Origin of the sequence: Brevibacillus daliensis (assembly GCF_021245735.1) — a bacterium.
Taxonomy (GTDB): domain Bacteria; phylum Bacillota; class Bacilli; order Brevibacillales; family Brevibacillaceae; genus Brevibacillus_B; species Brevibacillus_B daliensis.
In genome coordinates this window covers 43,851-66,256 of the sequence record NZ_JAJISB010000017.1, presented here as the reverse complement: position 1 = coordinate 66,256, position 22,406 = coordinate 43,851, and the positions used below count along the sequence as shown (strand labels likewise).

Genomic DNA, 22,406 nt, shown 5'->3' with positions numbered 1-22,406 from the left:
ACTTGAACCCTATAGATAACGCCCATGCTGGGCGCACATAAGAAAAACGCTCAGATTATCTACATCTGAGCGTTTTCGTATTAGTTATCTCGTCAGAAGCTTATTTAGCTCCTTCAAGGGCTTTATTAACAGCTTCTTTCACAGCTTCACTAGATTTAGAAGCACCAGAAATTGCTTCTACACCTTCAGTTCCTTGCTTTTCAATGATCGCAGGGATTGTGTTTTCAACGACTGCTTCTATTAGATTGGCCGTCTCACCGTGTTCTACAACTTCAATTTTAGAGATTTTTCCAGATGCTACTTCAACGGATACTTTTACGTCGCTTGCTGCACCACGAGCAGTTCCTTCATAAGTTCCATCTTTATATGCTCCAGCATCTGAAGATCCACAACCTGCAAGCATCATTGCTGCTACAGATGCAATGGCTAGAATTTTAATACCTTTTTTCATTGATACTTCCTCCCCAAACTCGTGCTGAATAGTTATTTCACTGCTTTTGCAGCATTTTGACCTGCAATGCGACCAAACGTTACGATGTCAGCCATCGCATTACCGCCTAGACGGTTACCACCATGAACGCCACCAGTTACTTCACCTGCTGCATAGAAGCCTTTGATTACTTGTCCATCAGCACCAACAACTTCTGCATTGGTGTTGATCTCGATACCGCCCATAGTATGGTGAACAGCTGGAGTTACCATGATTGCATATACTTTACCTTCGTTCAGTTGACGAGGTAGATCATCACGCTTAAATTCAGCATCTGTTTTTGCTTCTACCGCTTTGTTGTACGTATCAATTGTGCCTTTTAATGTAGCTGGGTCCAATTGAAGCTTTCCTGCTAACTCTTCTACAGAATCAGCCTCTGTTACCAATTGCATATTGAAGTATTCTTCTGTTGCTTTCAAACCTTTGCGAAGACCTTCATCAAAGAACAAGTAAGCTACACCATCTGTTTGTTCCAGGATCGCTTTAGAAACAACGTCACGAGTCAACATTTCGCTTGTGAACCGTTTTCCTTCTTTATTAAACAGGATCGCACCATTACCACGAACTGCTTCTGTAACCATGATACCTTTTTCAGGAACTACGGTTGGGTGTGTCTGGATTTCAACCATGTCTACCAGATTAGCACCTACTTTTTCTGCCATCGTGATACCTTCACCTGTTGCACCTGGGTGGTTGGTAGTAGCAAAGCCTTTCAGATCAGGCTGATATTTTATTACCATATCCTGATTAGCAGAGAAACCACCAGTTGCCATGATTACGGCTTTAGCATTAATGGTGTATTCTTGTCCCTCTTTATTTTTTGCTTTTACGCCAGATACATTGCCAGCATCATCTTTCAATATTTCAACTGCTTCACTGTTAAGGCGTACATCGATATTTTTTTCTTTCACTTTATTTTTCAGTGTTGTAACAACGTGAGAACCAACCGCTGCTCCACCTTCTGGACGGTGGAAACGATTCACGCTCGCACCAGCACTACGACCTACGTCAGAAAGGTCTGCACCCAAGCTCTCCAACCATTCAACGGAATTTTTTGCTTGTGTAGTCAGAACTTTAACCAGTTCTGGATTATTCTTATCGTATCCGCCCTTCATTGTATCTTTGTAGAACAATTCGGAACTGTCTTCAATATTTTTGGCAGCTTGATGCTTCGTGCCAGCTGCATTTAAACCACCCGTAGCACGAGTTGTGTTACCGCCAACCATTGGCATTTTTTCTAGCACAATTACTTTTGCACCTTGGTCAGTAGCTTCAACTGCTGCAGATAATCCAGCTCCACCTGCACCGACGATTACGATATCAGTCGTTTCATCTTTTTGTGCTTCTGAAGGAGTTTGTGTTGCTGTACCAGACTTAGCTGGTTCAGTTGAAGAACCGCAACCTGCTAACATTGGTACCGCCAAAAATGCTGCCATCGTGATAGATATCCACTTTTTCATGTTGTTGGTATCCCCTAACTATACGCATTTTGGAAAAGATCCCCTTTTTTCTTTCTAGTGGGTAAGACGACCTTTCCGACCGTAGTATAGTAAAAAGAGCAACTATTGTATGTGAAAAGATTCACACTTTAAGATACATTTAGATTTACTAATATCTCTTAATGGCAGTTTCTATTTTTATAATAAGGCTAGGAAAAGCTACATGCGGCCTATCTCAATATATAAAAAAGGGAAGTATCAATTGATACTTCCCTTTGGTACTAATTGGACGCTTCTCCACAAAATTTCACGAACCAGATAATACTGACTCTATTACTGTTTCACCATTTTAGCTGCACTTTCACCTGCAATGCGACCAAATGTAATGATGTCGGCCATTGCGTTACCACCTAAGCGGTTACCACCATGAACGCCACCTGTAATTTCACCAGCAGCATATAACCCTTTGATCAAATTACCATCTGTACCAACAACTTCTGCGTTCGTATTAATTTCAACCCCACCCATGGTATGGTGAATAGCAGGGGTTACTTGGATCGCATATAATTTACCTTTATTTAATTGGATAGGCATATTAGCACGTTGGAAATCTTTATCTTCTTTCGCCATTACTGCTTTGTTGTATGCTTCAACAGTGCTAACCATTTCTTTCTTATCTACACCAATCTTGTCAGCCAATTCTTCTACAGAATCGGCTTCCGTAACTAATCCCATGTTGAAATACTCTTCTGTAGCTGCCAAACCTTCACGAAGTCCATCATCGAAGAACAAATACGCTACGCCATCAGTCTGACTCAAAATTCCTTTGGACACTACATCTCGAGTAAGCAATTCATTGATAAAGCGTTTTCCCTCTTTGTTAATCAAGATTGCACCATCACCACGAACACCTTCTGTGATCATGACACCATTGTCTGGTACAACGGTTGGATGTGTTTGGATCTCTCCCATATCTACCAGGTTTACATTAACTTTTTCTGCCATGGTGATCCCTTCACCCAGTGCACCCGGATGATTAGTTGTAGCGAATCCTTTTAAATCTGGGCGGTATTTTATAACCATGTCTTGGTTAGCAGAGAATCCACCAGTAGCAAGGATAACTGCTTTTGAAGTAATGTTGTACTCTTTACCATCTTTATCTTTAGCTTTTACACCAGCAACACTTCCATCTTCACCTTTTATAATCTCAGTCGCTGAATTGTTTAGGCGAAGATCAATGTTTTTCTCCTCAATTACTTTTTTCAGTGTAGTAACCACATTAGGACCGACAGCGGAACCACCTTTTGGACGGTGGATACGGTTCACACTTGCCCCACCTGCACGACCTACCTCAGATAAATCAGCACCCATCTCTTCTAGCCATACTACCGAATCTTTTGCTTTTGTTGTAAGAACCTTTACCAGTTCTGGATTATTTTTATCATGTCCACCCTTCATGGTGTCATCGAAATATAATTGTTGGCTATCTTTAATACCTGCTGCTTCCTGATGTTTCGTCCCAGCAGCATTTAGCCCGCCTGTTGCACGGGTCGTGTTACCACCAACCATTGGCATTTTTTCAAGAACGATTACTTTCGCACCTTGATTCGTAGCTTCAACAGCCGCAGACATGCCTGCTCCACCTGCTCCTATTACTACGATGTCTGCTGTATCATCCTTAGTAGCAGTTTCCGCCGCTTTTGGAGTGGCACTATCTGCAGGTGCGCCAGTGGTTGATCCACATCCACTTAGTACTGGAAACGCTAAAAAGGAAGCCATCATTATTGAAATCCATTTTTTCATGTTTCTTTCCCCCTTATATATTCTTCCTCTTCTCAAATTTTTGGAAGAGATTTTAATGAAGCGCTCGATGATAGTATAAAGAAACTATGCACTCATGTATGTGAATAATTTCACTTTATAATTATTATTATATTTTCTCAATAAAATACATTACTTGAAACCACTTTATCCATAAGTAGAAAAAGGAAGTGGCATGTTACTTCCCGTAACATGCCACTACTTCTGCAATATAACATAGATAAGGATTATCCTCTATCCAATGCTCCTGTTGACACTCTTCATCAATAAATGGTGCTGTCATAGGCTGTGCAAGCAATACCTTACACTCCAGATGCCATGTTCCTTCCGCAATAATAGGGGTATCCACCACTTTTGCAGATTGAAGAGTTAACTGGTTATTTGCTATTTTGTCTCCATCACGTCCAGACTGCTTGCCACAAGCGAGCAGTTTAGTAAACATGTTTTTACTGTCTGGAATACTGACAGTAAATTCATTGGAAGTAGATAACAATTCCTGTGTATAGCGAGATTCACGGATGAACACTGTTAGCGTCGGCTTTTTCATCACAATACCCGCACTTCCCCACGCTATCGTCATGGTATTGATACGACCATCAGCAGACGTAGTTAAAAATGCTCCCTGATCGCAGAGCCAATTCATTGCTTTCGTTGCCGATTCTGAAAAAGGGAACGGTATCTCTTGCTGTAGCAAATCAAGCACCTCTCTTCGTCTTGTTCTCCCTTCTTATTGTAAACGTGTATTCATCGCTGTTCGTTCTACCTTTTTGACAATAGCATGGCAAGGAAAAATCCACCCCATAAAAGCTGAGGTGGATATCCAATACGGAAATATGATGATTACTTATTCGTTGCCCGGGCAATACGTGGAAGAATCAAGCCCAATCCCATCAAAATAAACGGTGTCAGGATGTTAAGCGTTAACTGGAAATACCATTCTACAGAATAAACTGGTACCTCAGGAAACATGCCCATAAAGCAGGCAAAAGCCGTAAAGAAAAAACACCATCCCCCGATAACAATACCCGCCTTATGACTCTTCACGAATTTATAATCTGAAACATATTTGTCAGCAACCTTCATCAATCCTATGTAGGCTAGAAAAACCCACAAATAGCGAAGTGGCATGACAATCGAATTCAGGGTAAGCAACCAGTTAAAGAGAGAATTCATATTTCCAATTCCCAGTGCAGGGATAACGATCAAAATGCCAACCAGTATGGCTGTCATAATATACCCATTGACCGGGGTCCCCTTATTATTCGTCTTCAATAATTTGCGAGGAATATATTTCTCATCTGTATCTAACAAGAGTACCTTAAGAGGTGCATCTATGGAAAAAGCTAAGGCTGAAATTTGGGCCAAGGTATTTGAGATTGCATACAGAATTAGAAAAGTATTTCCAATCCCATAATATTCACCAAGAATCTGGAAGGCATAGTACTGTCCATTCATTTTCAAATCTGTCGGTATGCTACTGGAGTTAAACATAATACCCATTGCATAGGAACCTAATAAGGCGCATACGGCAACCATCATCGCAAGCGTCAGCATGCCGCGTGGGAATTCTTTGGTTGGGTTATAAGTGTGATTCACATATGGTGCTATTTTTTCCGCTCCACCGACTGCGAACACTAGCATTGATAACGTAGTAAAATAAGCAAAATTAAATTCAGGAATAAACGTACCAACTGACATGTTACTTGATGCTACTTGGACACCTCGAAGCATTGGAGCAGATAAGGCAAGAACGATATAGAGCAAGGACATGACAAACACCGCGATACCAGCAACCGTTCCGATTCTTTTTAAGGAGGAAATACCTTGAGCAGATATCCATAGAAATATCAAAAATACGACCAGACATGCTAACTGGATCGTCAAAGTAGAATAAGCATCTATAATTTTACCACTACCCGTAAAAGTCCATCCTAATGCAATGAGGATCGCTTGTGGTTTTTGCGCCAGATAGGGAATATGTACAGCCCAATAAGTCCAGGCAGCAAAATAGGCGATCTGCGGGCCCATCGTTTCTTTAATCCAGGTACTTACACCGCCTTTTCCCTCTTTAAAAGTAGAACCAAGCTGACCTACCATCAGAGCATAGGGGATAAAGTATAAACCAATGATTAAGACCCAGGAAGTAATAACCGTTAGCCCTTGGTTGGCATAGTTATTTACTACGTTGCCAAAACCCCATACGGACACAAATGCCATGAGAGCGATGTTATACCAACGAAGTCGCTTTGCATCCGCTTTACTCATACTAAAACACCCTTTCATTCTGTTATCTGAATTACATTGTCTACAGTCTCCCCTTTGTTTTCCTTTCTATCCGAAATGAATGGGGGTGAATGGTCAAAACAAAAAAACCACTCCAGACCGTTATAAACGGTCTAAGAAGTGGTTTTTGCACCTTCTATATGTTATTCCCTATTACTTATTAATTGTTCCCTTAAAATACTTTAGTTGTCCAGCTCTCGCAGTTCCAAACATCCGTTACCACGTCATTATAGAATTCCGGTTCGTGGCAAATAATCAGGATACTACCTTTATACTCCTGCAAGGCACGCTTTAATTCATCTTTTGCATCTACATCCAAGTGATTGGTCGGCTCGTCTAATACAAGTAAATTGGTATCTCGGTTGATCAATTTGCAAAGACGTACTTTTGCCTTTTCTCCACCGCTTAATACTTCGATTTTACTCTCAATATGTTTGGTGGTTAATCCGCATCTAGCTAAAGCAGCACGTACTTCAAATTGATTCAGAGACGGGAATTCATTCCATACTTCCTCGATACATGTATTGTAATTTACCTTCTTCATTTCTTGCTCGAAATATCCAGTTTGTAGATAATCACCTAGACGAGCATCACCAGAAATCGGCTTAATTTCGCCTAGAATGCTACGCATCAACGTTGTTTTACCGATACCGTTTGCACCAACCAGCGCAATTTTTTGTCCACGTTCCATGTACAGATCAAGTGGGCGTGACAGTGGCTCATCATAACCAATAACCAGATTTTTCGTTTCCAGAATTACTTTGCCAGAAGCACGAGATTCCTTGAAATTAAATGTTGGTTTTGGTTTATCCTTCGCCAGCTCGATAACTTCCATCTTGTCCAGTTTTTTCTGACGTGACATCGCCATGTTACGAGTAGATACACGTGCTTTATTACGAGCAACGAAGTCCTTCAAGTCAGAAATCTCTTGTTGTTGACGCTTATAAGCGGACTCCAGTTGTGATTTTTTCGCTTCATAGATATTTACAAAATTATCGTAATCACCTACATAACGTCCCAACTCTTGATTTGCCATGTGATAGATCAAATTAATAACACTATTAAGGAATGGAATGTCATGCGAGATCAGAATGAAGGCATTCTCATACTCTTGCAAGTAACGCTTCAACCACTCAATATGTTGCTCATCCAGATAGTTGGTCGGCTCGTCCAGTAAGAGGATATCTGGTTTTTCTAATAGAAGCTTGGCAAGCAGAATTTTGGTACGCTGACCACCGCTCAAGTCCTGCACTTCACGATCTAGTCCAATATCATCCAGTCCAAGTCCTCGGGCAATCTCTTCTACCTTGGCATCAATAACATAAAAATCGTTATTCGTGAGAACTTCCTGAATGGTTCCCATGTCTTCCAATAGTTTTTCCAACTCTTCTGGAGTTGCATCGCCCATCTTTTCGCAAATCTGGTTCATTTCTGTTTCCATATCAAAAAGGTATTGAAACGCACTACGAAGTACATCGCGAATCGTGGTTCCCCGTTGTAAAACGGCATGCTGATCCAAGTAACCTACACGAACGTTTTTTGACCACTCTATTTTTCCTTCGTCTGGCTGTAGTTTGCCCGTAATGATGTTCATAAAGGTAGATTTACCTTCACCATTCGCTCCAACAAATCCAATATGTTCCCCTTTTAGCAAGCGGAATGATACATCATTAAAAATGGCTCGATCACCAAATCCGTGAGTAAGATTTTGTACTGTTAAAATACTCATGCAAGTCTCCTTTTTTTTTCTATGAAAAACGTCTCGACGTTTTTCATTAAATTGGATGTGACCGCTGGCGGGCCAACAAAACGGTCATGACCGTTTTGTTTTCATTTATCTCCATTATTCTTTATACGATATTTATCCATATACTGACTTCAAGCCAGTCTAGTCACTTTTTTCATTGTTGATAACCAATCTATATGATTATATCGAAAATCTCATAAAAATGAAGAGAAAATTTTTGTGATTTCCGCATTCTAGTAGAGGGAATGGAAGGTAAAAAAACCTACTTTGGTTAAAGTAGGTTTTTGAAATAGCTAAAAGGGAGGCACATCTTCTCAACAAGTGAACCACACATACTACTACTGAATAGGCTATTGTAACCTACTCTCAGGAGGAATCAATGATGCCAGATTTTTTGCCGCCTGTCCTTATTCGAACAGAGTCAATCCTAACACCCTCTGAAAAAATTTTTGTTCCTGTTGTAACGAACCTGATGAATCCATCTGTGGAGCGCTTCATTAATCAGACCATCCGTCAAACAATCGATCAGATGAGACACGAACAACTAAAATACCAATCCGGAAGCAATCCACAAACAACCGGACACTTCGAAATCAAGACCAATGAACGAGGAATAGTAAGTCTTACGCTTAGCAACTATACCTATTCCTATCCAATGGCACATGGATATACCATTCTACGTGCCCTTACTTTTGATATCATGACTGGTAAACTCTACTCTTTGCCTGATCTTTTTAAACCCAGTTCCCCTTATATCACAATCATTTCCCAGCAGGTTTCCGAGCAGATCATAAAACGTCAGATCCCGCTACTTGAACCATTCCACTCCATATCACCTAATCAGAGTTATTACTTGGCAGATAAGGCGCTAGTTATTTTCTTTGCTCTCTATGAAATTACTCCTTACTATGTCGGATTTCCCATGTTCCCTATCTCCGTTTACTCGCTGCAATCCATTTCGGCAGACCCTGGTCCACTTACAACTCTTTCAGCAGATATCAACTGATTTTTTTCACGAAGTGTGCAACCGCTAAAACACCTCATGCAGGGTAACAGAGCCTTTCGCTCTTACCATTTGCCTTGAGGTGTTTTTATCTTTGTTCCTTAGTTGTAACTGCTTTCCCGCTCTTTATTCCGCTCTTCATATTCGTGAATCGCAGTCAGAAACGCTTCCCCATACTTCTCGAACTTTGCTTCCCCAACTCCTTTAATTTGTAGCATGCTTGCTTTATCCTTGGGACATAAGCTACTTAGCTCTTTTATCGTTTTATCATGAAAAATGACGTAAGGAGGGAGCCCCTCTTGCCCGGCGATTCGTTTACGTAGCATTTTCAAATGATCAAATAATTCGTCGTTTACTTCTTGTGGTGCAGCCTTCAAGGTTACTTTTTGCCAAACTTTTTCTTCACCTCGTAGTACGTTTGCTGCCCGCTCACCAAGCATGACAATCGGGTACTGACTCTCCGTTATATTCATGTAGCCTTCCGCTATTAGCAGCTGAATCAAATCAACAATTTCCCGCTCGGTACATTGATCCATAATACCGTACGTAGGCAACTTATCGAATCCGAATTGAAGTACTTTCTTATTTTTTGATCCCTTTAATACCTGTGCGATTAGGGCTGAACCAAAGCGTTCACGCATTCGCTTTACACAGGAAAAAATCTTTTGTGCTTCAACCGTTATATCAACCAATTCAGCATGATTGGTGCAGTTACTGCATTCCCCACACTCCTTGCATGTTGTATCTCCAAAATACTCGACAATATACTGCATAAGACAGCGTGACGTACGGCAGTAATCGTTCATGGTATACAATTTTTTGTACTCCAATTCTTTACGATCCTGCGATTGCTCCCCCTGCTCAATAAAGAATTTTTGAGTCTGAATATCTTGTGGATGAAACAACAAGATGCACTCGCTCACATCTCCGTCGCGTCCAGCCCGACCTGCTTCCTGGTAATAGGCTTCCATGTTTTTTGGCATATTGTAATGAATGACGTATCGCACATTGGATTTATCAATTCCCATACCAAAAGCATTGGTAGCTACCATCACCCTTGCATCATCAAACAGAAAAGCATCCTGATTCGTTTTTCGCTCAATCTCCGACAATCCTGCGTGGTACTTCGTTGCTTCAATACCTGCCTCTACCAATTGCTCCTGCAAACTGTCTACCTCTTTTCGAGTAGAAGCATAAATAATACCTGCCTGATCACTATGAGATCGAATATACTCACTTACGAACTTGTTTTTATTTTCCCCTCTACGTACTTGTAGCCGTAGATTATCTCTCTCAAAACCTGTAATATACACCTGTTCATTCACTAATCCAAGGAGTGTACGAATATCAGTGATAACCTCAGGAGTAGCTGTGGCAGTAAAAGCCGTTACAAGTGGTCTACTTGGTAAGGATTCAATAAATCGAGATATAGCTAAATAACTGGGGCGAAAATCATGTCCCCAAGAAGAAACACAATGGGCTTCGTCTACTGCTATCATCGAGACGGGAATGTCCCGAAGCAATGATTGAAAACGCTCCGATTCCAGTCGTTCTGGAGCAATATACAATAATTTATATAAACCCGTACTGGCGTTATACATCCGTTCTTGTAGTTCACTCACTGACAGACTACTATTAATCTCTATAGCTGATATTCCCATGGCATGTAAAGCATCTACCTGATCCTTCATCAATGAGATCAACGGAGATATTACTAAAGTGATTCCCTCCATGGTAAGTGCCGGAACCTGATAACAGATTGATTTTCCTCCACCAGTAGGCATAATCCCAACTGTATCATGACCAGCTAGAAGACTGCTTATAATCTCCTTCTGTCCGTCACGAAAAGAGGGATAGCCATAATAAGATTGCAATATTTCCTCTGCACGTTGTAACAAAATACCTACACCCTCCTCCAGCAATTTTGCTATGTCCTGAACAATATTTTCTATTATAGTGTATCACAGAGGGACAAAAATTCCCTTTTGCAAGATTCCTGAAAAAAACTGGAGAGAACGTACCAGGCAATTCTTCATCTCGTACAATCATGCACAAAGAAATGTTCAACCTTTCCACTACCAACTCCCCTTTGTATCAGAGAATAGGAAAGATCACGCATCATATCCTTCTTCAAAAGGAAATTTGCTACGTAGTTGTTGTAGGTATGCTGAGCCAAGCTCTGTAAACTGTTGCCCTAAATGAGAAAGATGCTGGTCTGCTACAGATACAATCCCTTTTATCAATGCGTTCGTACTAGCTACCCTACTCTCCTGCTCCAATGTTTCCTGATGTTCAAGCCAGGTTTGCATCAGACACTGAAATGATTTCACTTTTCCTGAAGCATAAGCCGACTCTAGCAAGATTTGAAGACGCACCAAGGAAGACTGACTCTCATAATTTTTCTTCTCAGCTGTAACCGATCTGGGATGTTTTCTATTTCTCTGTGTAAAAATCGCTCGAACAGCACCCGTTACCTTGTCCTGATTTCCTTCTACCCAAGTAAGTTGCTTTGACAGCTCGCCCCACTCGTTTTTCCCCTTACTGACTTTTCGCAGTGGTCCATTAGCCAACTGTCGCCTTGCTGATGCCAGATCACCTTGTATCAATGCACCGTAGAGTAGATATTGTTCTCGCTCTAGATCGGGAATTTTTTTACCTTTCCCCGTATCAAGCAGAATACGAAGAGCCGTTATACATCTGCAATGTAAAAGAATCATGGCAATCTTATTCACAGCATCAGCCTTGTCAATCTGAAAACGTTCGAAGATCAACGAAGGAATTTCAGTCTCTTTCCCAGCAATCTTCATTACCTTACATATTCGATACAAGGGAGCAATCAGACTGGTTTGATGTCGAACAGACTCGGAATACCAATTGATAGCCTCGTTGCTATTTCCACGTTCCTCCTCCAGCTTTCCCAGTAAAAAGGCAGTTTGAAATGTACCCATGCCCTCTTCTGTATGGTAGGTGGTTGGGGCAGGGCCGATCTCCATTGCTTTGAGCAAAGCTTCTGATGCCTTGTGTGATTGCCCCCTGACCATTTCCGTAATCCCAAGATAATGGTATAAATCGGTATAGTCTGGATATAGTGTAATGGCCTCCTCTGATACAGCCACTGCGTTCTCCCAATTAGCCATGGTGAAGTAGCAACGAATCAAATACTTATATAAAAGGTGTGCGTAGCTTAATGTCTTTACATCAATCATTCTTTTTGTCAGCAAAAAGGAATCCAAAGCTTGAGCAACTTGATTGGTTCGTAAATATTCCACACCCATGTTGAAGTGATAAAACGGATGATCAGGTTCTTCAGACAGAGCTTTTTGAAGCAAATCGATATTACGTTGCACCTTCTCTTTTCGAATGACGATTTCCTGTTGATAGCCATAATGATGTATTTTCACTTCGGTCAGATGAAACCGTGGATTCTCCTTATGACGACAGATTGATTCCGCAATCTGTTCGTGAATTGCACCTTCGAATCGATGATACGGTTGATTAGGAAAAAGCCGCATAATTGGATTGATGGTTGCTCTCTGTGATTCATTACCAACATAGTTGTGTACCTGAAGAAAAAAACCGTCAAATTCTGTGTGACTTGCAAGCAAACGCAGCTTTTCCCTGTGATCTTGTTCCAATTCTTCGTCCGCATCCAGATACAGAATCCATCTCCCTGCTGCTTCTGCCAATCCTCTATTTCTTGCAGCAGAAAAATCATCAGTCCAGGTATGCGTAAGCACTTTTGCTCCCATTTCTCTGGCGATTTCAACCGTTCGATCACTCGAACCTGTATCTACCACGATCATTTCATCCACTACTCCAGTAACACTTTTCAGGCAACGGCCAATCATCTCTTCCTCATCCTTCGTGATCATGCAAAGAGAAATCAGCTTATTCTGCACGTATATTCCTCCTCCGTCTGCCCTGTTGCTTCATTTGCCAACTGATGCCGCCCATTGCCTTTAACGAAGCTTCTAGCTTTTGCAGATCCTGCCTGACAATCTCTGCTTCCGGATGCGCGGTAATGGTGTCAAAAGCAACTTCTCTTGCCAGGTGTAAATAGCTGGCTGCTGCACCCATTCTTGCTTTCCAATTATCTGAAGCAAGGGATATAACACCCTCAAACATCGTTGATGCCTGAGCATAAAATCCTTTTAGATATAAAATTTCTCCAAGATACAAATGACCTTCCGCATCTAATTGTTGTTGCTCCAGTAAATCAAGTAAAATATCTGCCGAAAGTAAAATATGTCCCTCCTGATACAAAGCTTTGGCATAGGGAATTAATAAGCAGCTATTCCACTCAGAAAGTCTTTTTGCCAAACGCAGCAGGCGGTATTCAACTGCTCGTTCCATGATAATCTGAATAAAATCGATGGTTGCTTTATTATCTGTTGTTTGTTGAACACCTTTTTCTTCCAAGACCCAGTTTTCTATTGATCGAATCATAATTTTTTGTTCCACTTCCATTGCTTCATAAAAGGTATAAGGCAGTATCCTCTGTTCACTCCAACTACACAATGCCCAATCAATCAATAAGGTCTGCCTATTTTCCTCGGGAAACGCTGCGATCATTTTCTTGATGAGAGCAACAGAAACAGATAGTTGCCCCGTTTGGATGAGGCAGATTAGCTGAAGGTTCGTGTATTTGGGCGTATGCAGCATATGTTCATCCAGAATGAACAATGCAGTTGAAAATGCCCCAATATGCAAGAGAGCATGAATAGTCATACACGTATCTTCTGGTTGCTCCGGCTGAACCAGTCCCATTAGTTGTTCTGCTATTTCGGAGTCACTAGCACCTGTTTCCTGTAAATAATCGGCCCAACTAATTAACGCAGGTTCATATCGAGGATGAAGCTTAAGTGCATGTTCAAATAAGTGGCGCGCCACCTGTAACTCGCCTTTCTGCTGAGCTAACCTTCCCATCGCAGTATAAGGACGATAGCTGTTCATTCCTGCTTCACATACATATGAATTACCCGCTTCCGCTTTACATCCTGATGCTTGCTCATAAGAAGCGAAGGCCCCCAGTAGAAAGCCTTGTTCTTCTAATGCTTGTGCCAATAAAACGTGTAAGTCAGCATAATTCCTATAATGCTGAACTTCATTTTGCAGTAAATGGACAACTTGATTACTTTGACCTAATTTCAGTAAAATTTTTGCCCAATCACGCAATAATGTAGGGCGGTAAGGTGCTTGAAAATCAATATTCCGAAATGACTCAGCACACTTATCTACCGCTTGTTGATACTCTCCTCGTTGACAATGTGTAACTGCCAGATTGTATAAGATGAAGGGATCTGTAGGGCTATCTTGCAGGCACTGTGTCAATATATGCATGTTTCGATTTACTTTCTCTTTTCGTTTCATTAGGGATGGCAGATAGCCATCGTGATTCAGGCGTAACGGACTTACTGGTATTTCTGAAATCATCTCTTGATCTGAAAGAAGCTGCTCATGAATTCTTCCTTGAAACCGGAAACCTTTATCTGTACGAAATATCCTGATTAAGCCATGCTCTATCTTCTCTTCGGGTCTCTCTCCTACCCGGTTAGTTACATGCACCATGCATCGATCAGCTGTAGTCTTTTCCAGGAAATGACGGATCTCTGCTTCTCCCGTAAGTACCTCTTCATCTGCATCTATATAAAAAACCCATTTTGTTGTAGCATGTTGAAGCCCCACATTCCTTGCCTGTGCGAAGTCATCCTGCCACTCGGTAGCAATTACTTTTGCTCCAAATGCTTTAGCAATTTCCACAGTTTTATCAGTAGAACCCGTATCAATGATAATAATTTCATCTGCTATCATTACAATGCTTCTTAAACAGTGCGGTAATAGTTCTTCTTCATCACGCACTAATAAATGAACGCCTAGTACCAATTCTTTCGTCATAATCTCTCCCCTCTCCAATTGTTAGAGGTAAGTAAGAAAATCTTCTATCGAGGTTCATTTTCGTGCGATAAACAAAAAAGTACATGTTTTCCTTGGTAACAAGGACTCCATGTACCTATATGTTGCAAGTGGGCTTTACGTGCCTTGCCCGTTGAAATATACATTCGGCTCTTTTCGTTATTTTCATGTATGTTTAAGCGTTTCCAGTTCCTTCCATTTCCCCATTCTTCTTCTTGGGAGAAAGGAACCATCCACCTACCGCAATCAGGACAAGCACAATATAAAATGTGATTTTCCACACTGGCGAATGGGCAACAGCCTCCGGCAGTACACCAACGTTAGGATGGCAGAGAGTATATATCATTAGTTTTACCCCTACCCAACCAACAATCATAAAGGCTGCCGTTTCCAAACCAGGCCTTTTCTTTAGTAGAGCCACGAATTTATTTGCTGCAAATCGCATGATAATAAGCCCGATTAAACCTCCTGTAAAAATAACGAGGAAATGACCACCGTCCATTCCTCCAATTTTAGGAAGTGGAGTGAGCGGTAGGGAAACTGCTAAAGCAACGGCAGCTAAAATGGAATCCACCGCAAATGCAATGTCAGCCAGCTCAACTTTAATTACTGTAGCCCAAAAACCCTTTGGCTCCTTATCTTTCACTTTCTTTTCCTTATTGCTGCCTACCCATTTTCGAACGATATGGTTACTAGCAATAAACAACAGGTAGAGGGCACCAAGTGCTTGAACCTGCCATACATCAACCAAAAACGAGATGGCAAACAAGGATGCAAATCGGAAAACAAATGCCCCAGCAAGACCATAAAATAGCGCCTTTTTCCGTTGTTCCTCTTGTAAGTCTTTAACCATTACAGCTAGCACCAGAGCATTATCAGCTGCCAGAATACCTTCAAGGCCAATTAGGATAATCAATACCCAAAAGTATTCAATAAATAGTGTTGTATCCATATGGTTCCCTCCCTTACTAAAAATAAATCCCATTACCATTTTTTATCAATCCAATAGGTATAGTGAGATATACGTAAGCTAAATCATATAAGTTTCAACGAATAACATATTTATTTTCCATTCCTTACCCGGTATTTTTTGCTATAAATCACTACGAGTTATAGCATATTTTCTTTAGAGTGACCCGAATCATGTACTCTGTTTCTCAACAAATAATGGTGAAAAAAAATCTGGCGCCTTGATCGGGTTGTTTGAGGAGACTCTACCTTACATCGCTATACTTGTCCCACTTTGTATTGCGCTTGGATTTGATGCCATCACAGGGGCGGCTATCGTATTGGTGGGAGCTTCTGTTGGTTTTACCTCCGCCATTATGAACCCTTTTACCGTTGGGGTTGCACAGGGCATTGCTGAGCTACAACCTTTTTCCGGATTAGGCTTTCGCATTGTTGTTTTCATCGTGATGTACGTTGTCTCAACAGCTTTTGTTTACCGTTATGCGATGAAAGTAAAGAAAACACCTTCCATGGGTTATTATGGGCTGTTTGAAGGACAAGATACGAGTAATCTTGTGGATGCTAATCTGGTGTTGAAAAAACGTCATAAATGGATTCTTGCCGCTTTTGTCCTAAACCTGATCGTAATTGCAACCGGTGTCATTCAATATGGCTGGTATATAACTGAAATTGCTGGACTCTTTTTATTGCTTGGTATTGTCATTGGATTCCTTGGTCGATTGTCCACACAAAACATTGTTGATTCCTTTATGTCGGGTGCTTCTACCGTTCTTTACGGTGCTCTTTTGATTGGTGTCGCTCGTGGAATTGTCATCATATTGGAACAAGGGCATATCATGGATACCATTCTGTACTATTTGGTTATGCTAATTGAAGGACTTCCAGCAATGCTAACAGCTGTGGGCATGCTGGGATTACAAACATTCTTAAGCCTTTTCATTCCTTCCGGTAGCGGAATGGCAGCACTTACTATGCCACTGATGAGCCCACTAGCTGATTTAGTTGGGATCACCAGACAGACAGCTGTTCTAGCCTTCCAATTTGGAGACGGTATTTCTAATCTATTCGTACCTGGGGTAGCAGTAGCCGGGATCGGAATTGCAGGAATCCCCTATGGCAAATGGTTTAGATGGTTAATTCCTTTATTGGTACTTCAGTATGCCATTGCAATCATATTTGTTATCATCGCACATGCAATTGGCTACATGTAAACATGGCTGGAATGCCAATCTCAGTATGAGTATGGTGTTGTCTTCTTAGCAAAGCGTCAATATTGGCAAGAAAAGAAACTTACCTCACCTTCCTTACGTATAAGAAGTATACATAACGTGTGGGGGTGTACTAATCATGAAAAGCATCAAACCAGGCCGTGGCCCTTCCTCTATGGGTGTAATGGGCAGTGTTGTAACAGGTATTTTTGGAGTATTTTGGACAATTATGGCATTTCAAATAACTCAAGATTCTCCGTTTGGCTTAGTTGGTTTTATCTTTCCGTTCTTTGGTGTTCTTTTCATCATCATTTCTATCGTACAAGGTATCTATCATTATAAAAATGCAACCAGTAAGAACCGAATGTCCATTGTGGATATTGTAGATAGCAATCAGGAACCAGATCCGTTAGACAGACACCGGCGTTCCTCTGATGATGATCACAACCCTTATAAACGATCGTATGAACCAGGTGCAGAGGTAGCTGGTCAAAAAGCGAAACGCTTCTGCCCATACTGTGGCACGGAAACAAATGAAGATTATCAGTACTGTCCTTCCTGTGGGAAGAAATTATAGAAAAAAGCTACCTCCTATCATCTAAGCGATGAGAAGAGATAGCTTTTTCTTAAAATTGGATGTGACCGCTTGTGGTCAAACAAAACGGTCATGGACGTTTTGTATCAATTATTTTACTGCAGCATCTACTGCTTTAACCATTTCAGCTACGGAGACTAGTCCGCCACCAGATAGGTACCAGTAGTTAGGATCTAGGTAAACAATGTTACCTTCTTTGAACGCTTTTGTATTTTTAACTAGATCGTTTTCAATTACTTGTTTTGCAGGGATTTGTTCTGCTTTACCGCCTGCTACCAATCCTCTGTCAACAACAAACAGGTAATCAGCATCTTTTTCTACGATATATTCAAAGGAAACGCTGTTACCGTGGGTAGAAGCTTTAATGTTAGTATCAACAGGTGTGAAGCCCATTACATCATGGATGATACCAAAACGAGAACCGCTACCGTATGCACTTACTTTTCCTTCATTAGCCAAGATAATTAAAGCATTTTTGCCTTTCGCTTTTACTTTTTCTTCCAGTGCTTTAATGTCTTTGTTGATTTGCTCCAATTCTTTCTCTACTTCTGCTTCTTTTCCAAAGATTTGACCAATAATTTTTGCATTTGTCTCAAAAGATTCCATGTACTTCTCGTATTCTACATCTAAGTAGATCGTTGGAGCAATTTTATTCAATTCTTCATAAGCATCAGCTTGTCTTCCAGAGATGATGATCAGGTCTGGAGCCATTGCACTGATTTTTTCAAAGTCTGGCTCTTTAATTCCACCAGCATTTTTGTATTTGTCTTCTTTATATTTAGGCATATAAGAAGGTACACTATCTTTTGGTACTGCTAATACATCTACACCCAATTTATCCAGGGTACTAAGGGAACCGAAGTCAAATACTACTACTTTCTCTGGGTTTTTCTTCACTTTTGCTTCACCCAGTTTGTGCTTTACAACGATTTCTTCTGCTTGAGCAGGAGCTGGTGCCGCACCATTCGTTGATTCAGGAGCGCTTGTATTAGATGCATTATTTGTACCGCAAGCTGCTACTAAAACAGCTAGCATTAAAGTCATAAAAAACAGTAAGCCATTCTTTTTCATTTTTGTCACCTCAAAAGAGTTTTGTTTTTATTTATGAAAGACTATGATGCGAGTAGTACTCCTCTCACCACAGTACCATCCATCACTGATCAGGTATTACGAAAAGTAAACACACATTTTATTCTCATTAATATCTTGAATACAGATATCCATGTCATAGACACACTTCAAGACACAAGAATCAATAATCTCAGCGGTTGGACCTTTTTTCACGATCTTCCCGTCTTTCAACGCTACAATATGATCGGAATAGAAAGAAGCAAAGTTAATATCGTGAATCACGATAACAATCGTTTTCCCCTTCTCATCCACCAATTTACGAAGCACTTTCATGATTTGCACAGAGTGCTTCATATCAAGGTTATTAAGCGGCTCATCTAGCAAGATATATTCTGTATTCTGCGCCAAGACCATCGCAATAAAAGCACGCTGTTTCTGCCCACCGCTTAGCTGATCCAAATATCTATCTTGTAGATCCTCAAGCTCCATATATTCTATTGCTTCATCTACATAAATCCAATCTTCCTTCGTCAGCTTGCCTTGAGAGTAAGGAAAACGCCCGAAGCTTACCAGGTCTCTAACAGTCAGTCTGATATCAATGTGGTTAGCTTGTTTCAGGATAGAAATCTTTTTAGCCAACTCATTACTTTTCACTTGCCCTACAATCTGATTATCAATATAGATTTCGCCTGCATCTTTGCTTAAAAGGCGACTAATCATAGACAGTAACGTACTTTTACCTGCACCATTTGGTCCGATAAAAGAAGTAATGGTTCCCTTTTCGATGGTAAGAGAGACATCGTCAACAACATATTTACTTCCGTATTTTTTAGAAAGCTGTTTCACTTCTATCATTTACTTTTTCCCCTTTAATAGAAGATAGATAAAGTACACTCCACCTACAAAGTTAATGATAACGCTTATCGTTGTAGAGAATGTAAATACCCGCTCCACGATGAGTTGTCCGCCCACTAGAGCAATGATACTGATCAGAATTGAACCCGTAATCAAAATGCTGTGTTTGTGCGTTCGTAAAAACTGATGTGCAACATTGGCTACTAATAGACCAAGGAAGGTAATAGGGCCAATCAAAGCTGTTGCAATGGATATCAAGATTGCTACAACAATTAACAATCGTTTTACTACAAAGTCGTAATCGACACCCAGGTTAACCGCTGCATCTCTTCCCAAAGAAAGAACATCGAGATACTTGGTAAATTTCATAAAATAAAGGATGATCGCACCGAAGCATACGATCGAGAGATTCAACAAATCTGTGTTTACGTTGTTAAAGCTGGCAAACATTTTGTCAGATAAATTTTGGAACTCATTCGGGTCAATAAGCACTTCCATAAAGGAAGACATGCTCTGAAAAAATGTCCCGCAGATGATCCCGACTAGGAGCAGGAAGTAAACGTTCTGTCCTTCTCTTCTAAAGAGAAACTTGTATAGGAGTCCTGAGAACAGAATCATTACACTGACAGAGATTGCAAAGTTAACATTTTTATTAATCATGGTTAAGCTGGTTGAACCGAAAAAGAAAACGACAATGGTTTGAATCAACATATATAGAGAATCAAGACCCATGATGCTAGGTGTCAAAATTCTATTGTTGGTAATGGTTTGAAACACCATTGTTGAGAAAGCGATAGCCCCACCTGTCAGGATAATGGCTAAAATTTTCTTGCCTCTTCTGGGTAGGACATAATCCCAATTTCCATTGGCATCCATAAATATAAAGAGAGCGATTAATACTAATGCGAATCCGGCAAGTACCCCTAGCTTTGCTTTCATAATCCATGTGCCTTTCCTCTCAAGAGTAAGTAGATAAATATCGCACTGCCGATTACTCCTACTGTTAGCCCAATGGAGATTTCATATGGATAGATAATCACGCGGCCAAAGATATCACAGGCCAGAACGAAAACCGCTCCGAGCAATGCCGTATGAGGAAGATTCTTTTTAAGATTGTCGCCATGATATATTGTCACAATATTTGGTATGATCAATCCCAAAAAAGGAATCGTTCCTACTGTCAGAATGACTACGGAGGAGACCATTGCTACAATCACCAAGCCGATATTTACGACTCGTTTGTAGTTAAGTCCCAAGTTGATAGCGAATTCCTCTCCCATTCCCGCAAGTGTAAATTTATTAGCGAATAGATAGGCGATAATTAGTAGCGGTATGCTTATGTAAATCATTTCATACTGCCCCTTAATAATCAGGGAAAAATCACCATGCAACCAAGATGCCATGTTTTGAATCATGTCGTTTTTATATGCAAAAAAAGTAGTGATTGAGCTGACGATGTTACCGAACATTAATCCAACTAACGGGATAAAGATAACATCCTTGAACTTGATTCTGTCCAGGATTTTCATAAAGATGAAAGTCCCTAAAAGCGCAAAGATAAAAGCAACCAGCATCTTCTGGATAGGAGTAGCATTGGAAAAGACCATCAATGCAATTAGAATCCCGAAGCGTGCCGAATCCATCGTACCAGCCGTCGTTGGAGAAACAAATTTGTTGCGAGTAAGCTGTTGCATGATTAAACCAATAATACTCATGCTCATGCCGGCGATGACAATACTAACCAGCCTTGGAACTCTGCTCACAAACAATACCTGTAGCTCTTCTTCAGTCAGGCTGAACAAGTCGAGCGGAGATATGTTGGAAACTCCGATAAAAACGGAAGCAATTGAAAATATAACTAGGGCAAGTATTAAATATCTCTTCTTCATTTATCTTCCCACTCGTTGCAAATTTAGTATAGCTACTTCTTTAGAATTAGTATAATGTAGATAATGATATTCATTATCAATTAGTTGGTAACAATTCTCATTATACTTTGTAAGGAGAATTTGTCAATAACTTAATCTGATTCTACTATTTTTCAAAGGATCACCATAGAGAAAAAACCTATCATAGTTTCTGAGGTAGAACGTGTGCTTAACATGATAGATAGTGATACCATCCCCTTACGGTAGTCAGTTAAAAAACTTGAGCTTATCATGAAAATATTACTGTTGACTGGAGGGGTGATTTTCCCCTTTATTATGGTATGATTTTACTTATCTTGAAGTAATAATTCTATTACAATTACCCATTACAGTGCTTTACACCTTTTGGGGAGGGACTTATTTATGGTCAAACATCCTTTATTTTTACTTATTGCCAGTGTACTTTGTCTGGCTGTAGGTCTGTATCTTGAATCGAGCTATCTGGAGATTTTTGCTTCTGTGATTGGTATTGCAAACGTGTGGTTATTAGCTAGGGAAAAGGTACTTAACTTCATTTTTGGAATCATTGCGGTTGCCTGCTTTTTAATCATTTTCATGCAACAGGGATTGTATGCGATGTCGATACTTTCTGTGATCCAGATTGGTTTTAACGTGTACGGCTGGTATTACTGGCTCCAAAGCAAAGGGGAGGCAGATGTACGCCCAACCGTTCGTCTTTCTGTTCCCGGATGGATAAAATATCTGGTAGCAATCGTTATTCTCTGGGCTTTATGGGCGTATTATCAGGTTACGTATACCGATGCAAGTAGACCTTATATTGATGCCTTCAATGCAGTAATCGGCCTGGTTGCTCAATTTATGCTAAGTAAAAAAATCCTGGAAAACTGGCATCTCTGGATTCTTGCTAATGTCCTCTCCATCATCATTTATTTACAAACAGGTTTATATGTCATGATTATCCTTGCTGCCATTAACCTCTGCCTATGCATTCAGGGACTTATCGAATGGAAACGAAATTATGATGCCCTCGGTTCCAGAAAACGCATCGTATAAGCAGTACTGACAGGAAAAAGCCAGCCTCTTCAAATAACGAGGCTGGCTTTTGAGTTGAAATGCTATAAAT

The 22,406-nt window shown here is 40.6% G+C and carries 18 protein-coding genes; 4 read left to right on the top strand and 14 right to left on the bottom strand.

Going from position 1 to position 22,406, the window contains the following annotated elements:
• Positions 1 to 100: 100 nt before the first annotated feature.
• The 6 genes from LM917_RS13985 to LM917_RS13960 form a co-directional block, all read right to left on the bottom strand.
• A complete protein-coding gene (locus tag LM917_RS13985) occupies positions 101 to 451 on the bottom strand; it encodes an FMN-binding protein (protein ID WP_232698153.1) in 351 nt (116 codons plus the stop codon).
• Positions 452 to 483: 32 nt separating this feature from the next.
• On the bottom strand, positions 484 to 1,950 hold the full coding sequence (locus LM917_RS13980) for a flavocytochrome c (protein WP_232698152.1): 1,467 nt from the start codon (positions 1,948 to 1,950) through the stop codon (positions 484 to 486).
• A gap of 312 nt (positions 1,951 to 2,262) precedes the next feature.
• Positions 2,263 to 3,732, bottom strand: coding sequence for a flavocytochrome c (locus tag LM917_RS13975; protein WP_232698151.1), 1,470 nt, complete (start codon positions 3,730 to 3,732; stop codon positions 2,263 to 2,265).
• 196 nt (positions 3,733 to 3,928) lie between these two features.
• Positions 3,929 to 4,444 (bottom strand): flavin reductase family protein, encoded by a 516-nt coding sequence (locus LM917_RS13970; protein ID WP_232698150.1) that lies wholly within the window; start codon positions 4,442 to 4,444, stop codon positions 3,929 to 3,931.
• Positions 4,445 to 4,590: 146 nt separating this feature from the next.
• Entirely contained in the window at positions 4,591 to 6,015 is a 1,425-nt protein-coding gene (locus tag LM917_RS13965; protein WP_232698149.1) for an amino acid permease, read from the bottom strand.
• A gap of 190 nt (positions 6,016 to 6,205) precedes the next feature.
• Positions 6,206 to 7,762: an ABC-F family ATP-binding cassette domain-containing protein gene (locus LM917_RS13960; protein WP_232698148.1), complete on the bottom strand. Its 1,557-nt coding sequence runs from the start codon at positions 7,760 to 7,762 to the stop codon at positions 6,206 to 6,208.
• 397 nt (positions 7,763 to 8,159) lie between these two features.
• Between LM917_RS13960 and LM917_RS13955 the strand changes: the two genes are divergently transcribed.
• Positions 8,160 to 8,786: a DUF3298 and DUF4163 domain-containing protein gene (locus LM917_RS13955; protein ID WP_232698147.1), complete on the top strand. Its 627-nt coding sequence runs from the start codon at positions 8,160 to 8,162 to the stop codon at positions 8,784 to 8,786.
• A 98-nt stretch (positions 8,787 to 8,884) separates the two neighbouring features.
• Here the strand turns inward: LM917_RS13955 and recQ are convergent, their stop codons facing one another.
• The 4 genes from recQ to LM917_RS13935 all read right to left on the bottom strand — a co-directional run bounded on the left by recQ (position 8,885) and on the right by LM917_RS13935 (position 15,648).
• Positions 8,885 to 10,681 (bottom strand): DNA helicase RecQ, encoded by a 1,797-nt coding sequence (gene recQ / locus LM917_RS13950; RefSeq protein ID WP_232698146.1) that lies wholly within the window; start codon positions 10,679 to 10,681, stop codon positions 8,885 to 8,887.
• Positions 10,682 to 10,894: 213 nt separating this feature from the next.
• A complete protein-coding gene (locus LM917_RS13945) occupies positions 10,895 to 12,682 on the bottom strand; it encodes a tetratricopeptide repeat-containing glycosyltransferase family 2 protein (RefSeq protein WP_232698145.1) in 1,788 nt (595 codons plus the stop codon).
• On the bottom strand, positions 12,672 to 14,678 hold the full coding sequence (locus tag LM917_RS13940) for a glycosyltransferase family 2 protein (RefSeq protein WP_232698144.1): 2,007 nt from the start codon (positions 14,676 to 14,678) through the stop codon (positions 12,672 to 12,674). The genes LM917_RS13945 and LM917_RS13940 overlap by 11 nt, the downstream gene beginning before the upstream one ends.
• A gap of 193 nt (positions 14,679 to 14,871) precedes the next feature.
• On the bottom strand, positions 14,872 to 15,648 hold the full coding sequence (locus LM917_RS13935; protein WP_232698143.1) for a TerC family protein: 777 nt from the start codon (positions 15,646 to 15,648) through the stop codon (positions 14,872 to 14,874).
• 238 nt (positions 15,649 to 15,886) lie between these two features.
• Here LM917_RS13935 and LM917_RS13930 point away from each other — a divergent pair, with 238 nt between their 5' ends.
• On the top strand, positions 15,887 to 16,876 hold the full coding sequence (locus tag LM917_RS13930) for a YfcC family protein (protein WP_255668298.1): 990 nt from the start codon (positions 15,887 to 15,889) through the stop codon (positions 16,874 to 16,876).
• A 136-nt stretch (positions 16,877 to 17,012) separates the two neighbouring features.
• Positions 17,013 to 17,450, top strand: a complete 438-nt coding sequence (locus LM917_RS13925) for a zinc-ribbon domain-containing protein (RefSeq protein WP_232698141.1) — start codon at positions 17,013 to 17,015, stop codon at positions 17,448 to 17,450.
• A gap of 108 nt (positions 17,451 to 17,558) precedes the next feature.
• On the opposite strand, the gene LM917_RS13920 is transcribed toward LM917_RS13925, so the two are convergent.
• The 4 genes from LM917_RS13920 to LM917_RS13905 all read right to left on the bottom strand — a co-directional run bounded on the left by LM917_RS13920 (position 17,559) and on the right by LM917_RS13905 (position 21,283).
• Positions 17,559 to 18,539 carry a siderophore ABC transporter substrate-binding protein gene (locus LM917_RS13920; protein WP_232698140.1) on the bottom strand — a complete coding sequence of 327 codons (981 nt, stop codon included), beginning with the start codon at positions 18,537 to 18,539 and terminating at the stop codon, positions 17,559 to 17,561.
• Positions 18,540 to 18,635: 96 nt separating this feature from the next.
• A complete protein-coding gene (locus LM917_RS13915; RefSeq protein ID WP_232698139.1) occupies positions 18,636 to 19,394 on the bottom strand; it encodes an iron ABC transporter ATP-binding protein in 759 nt (252 codons plus the stop codon).
• The gene (locus LM917_RS13910) at positions 19,395 to 20,333 is read right to left on the bottom strand and encodes an iron chelate uptake ABC transporter family permease subunit (protein WP_232698138.1); all 939 of its coding nucleotides are present in this window, start codon (positions 20,331 to 20,333) and stop codon (positions 19,395 to 19,397) included. It lies immediately after the preceding gene.
• On the bottom strand, positions 20,330 to 21,283 hold the full coding sequence (locus tag LM917_RS13905) for an ABC transporter permease (protein WP_232698137.1): 954 nt from the start codon (positions 21,281 to 21,283) through the stop codon (positions 20,330 to 20,332). Before LM917_RS13905 ends, LM917_RS13910 begins: the two co-directional genes overlap by 4 nt.
• Before the next feature lie 402 nt (positions 21,284 to 21,685).
• Here LM917_RS13905 and pnuC point away from each other — a divergent pair, with 402 nt between their 5' ends.
• Entirely contained in the window at positions 21,686 to 22,336 is a 651-nt protein-coding gene (gene pnuC, locus LM917_RS13900) for a nicotinamide riboside transporter PnuC (RefSeq protein WP_232698136.1), read from the top strand.
• The last annotated feature ends 70 nt before the right edge of the window (positions 22,337 to 22,406 follow it).

Excerpts from the sequence above, each read along its gene's own strand:
- LM917_RS13985 (WP_232698153.1), bottom strand. The coding sequence starts at position 451 with ATGAAAAAAGGTATTAAAATTCTAGCCATTGCATCTGTAGCAGCAATG.
- LM917_RS13980 (WP_232698152.1), bottom strand. The coding sequence starts at position 1,950 with ATGAAAAAGTGGATATCTATCACGATGGCAGCATTTTTGGCGGTACCA.
- LM917_RS13975 (WP_232698151.1), bottom strand. The coding sequence starts at position 3,732 with ATGAAAAAATGGATTTCAATAATGATGGCTTCCTTTTTAGCGTTTCCA.
- LM917_RS13965 (WP_232698149.1), bottom strand. The coding sequence starts at position 6,015 with ATGAGTAAAGCGGATGCAAAGCGACTTCGTTGGTATAACATCGCTCTC.
- LM917_RS13960 (WP_232698148.1), bottom strand. The coding sequence starts at position 7,762 with ATGAGTATTTTAACAGTACAAAATCTTACTCACGGATTTGGTGATCGA.
- LM917_RS13955 (WP_232698147.1), top strand. The coding sequence starts at position 8,160 with ATGATGCCAGATTTTTTGCCGCCTGTCCTTATTCGAACAGAGTCAATC.
- LM917_RS13940 (WP_232698144.1), bottom strand. The coding sequence starts at position 14,678 with ATGACGAAAGAATTGGTACTAGGCGTTCATTTATTAGTGCGTGATGAA.
- LM917_RS13935 (WP_232698143.1), bottom strand. The coding sequence starts at position 15,648 with ATGGATACAACACTATTTATTGAATACTTTTGGGTATTGATTATCCTA.
- LM917_RS13925 (WP_232698141.1), top strand. The coding sequence starts at position 17,013 with ATGAAAAGCATCAAACCAGGCCGTGGCCCTTCCTCTATGGGTGTAATG.
- LM917_RS13920 (WP_232698140.1), bottom strand. The coding sequence starts at position 18,539 with ATGAAAAAGAATGGCTTACTGTTTTTTATGACTTTAATGCTAGCTGTT.
- LM917_RS13915 (WP_232698139.1), bottom strand. The coding sequence starts at position 19,394 with ATGATAGAAGTGAAACAGCTTTCTAAAAAATACGGAAGTAAATATGTT.
- LM917_RS13910 (WP_232698138.1), bottom strand. The coding sequence starts at position 20,333 with ATGAAAGCAAAGCTAGGGGTACTTGCCGGATTCGCATTAGTATTAATC.
- LM917_RS13905 (WP_232698137.1), bottom strand. The coding sequence starts at position 21,283 with ATGAAGAAGAGATATTTAATACTTGCCCTAGTTATATTTTCAATTGCT.
- pnuC (WP_232698136.1), top strand. The coding sequence starts at position 21,686 with ATGGTCAAACATCCTTTATTTTTACTTATTGCCAGTGTACTTTGTCTG.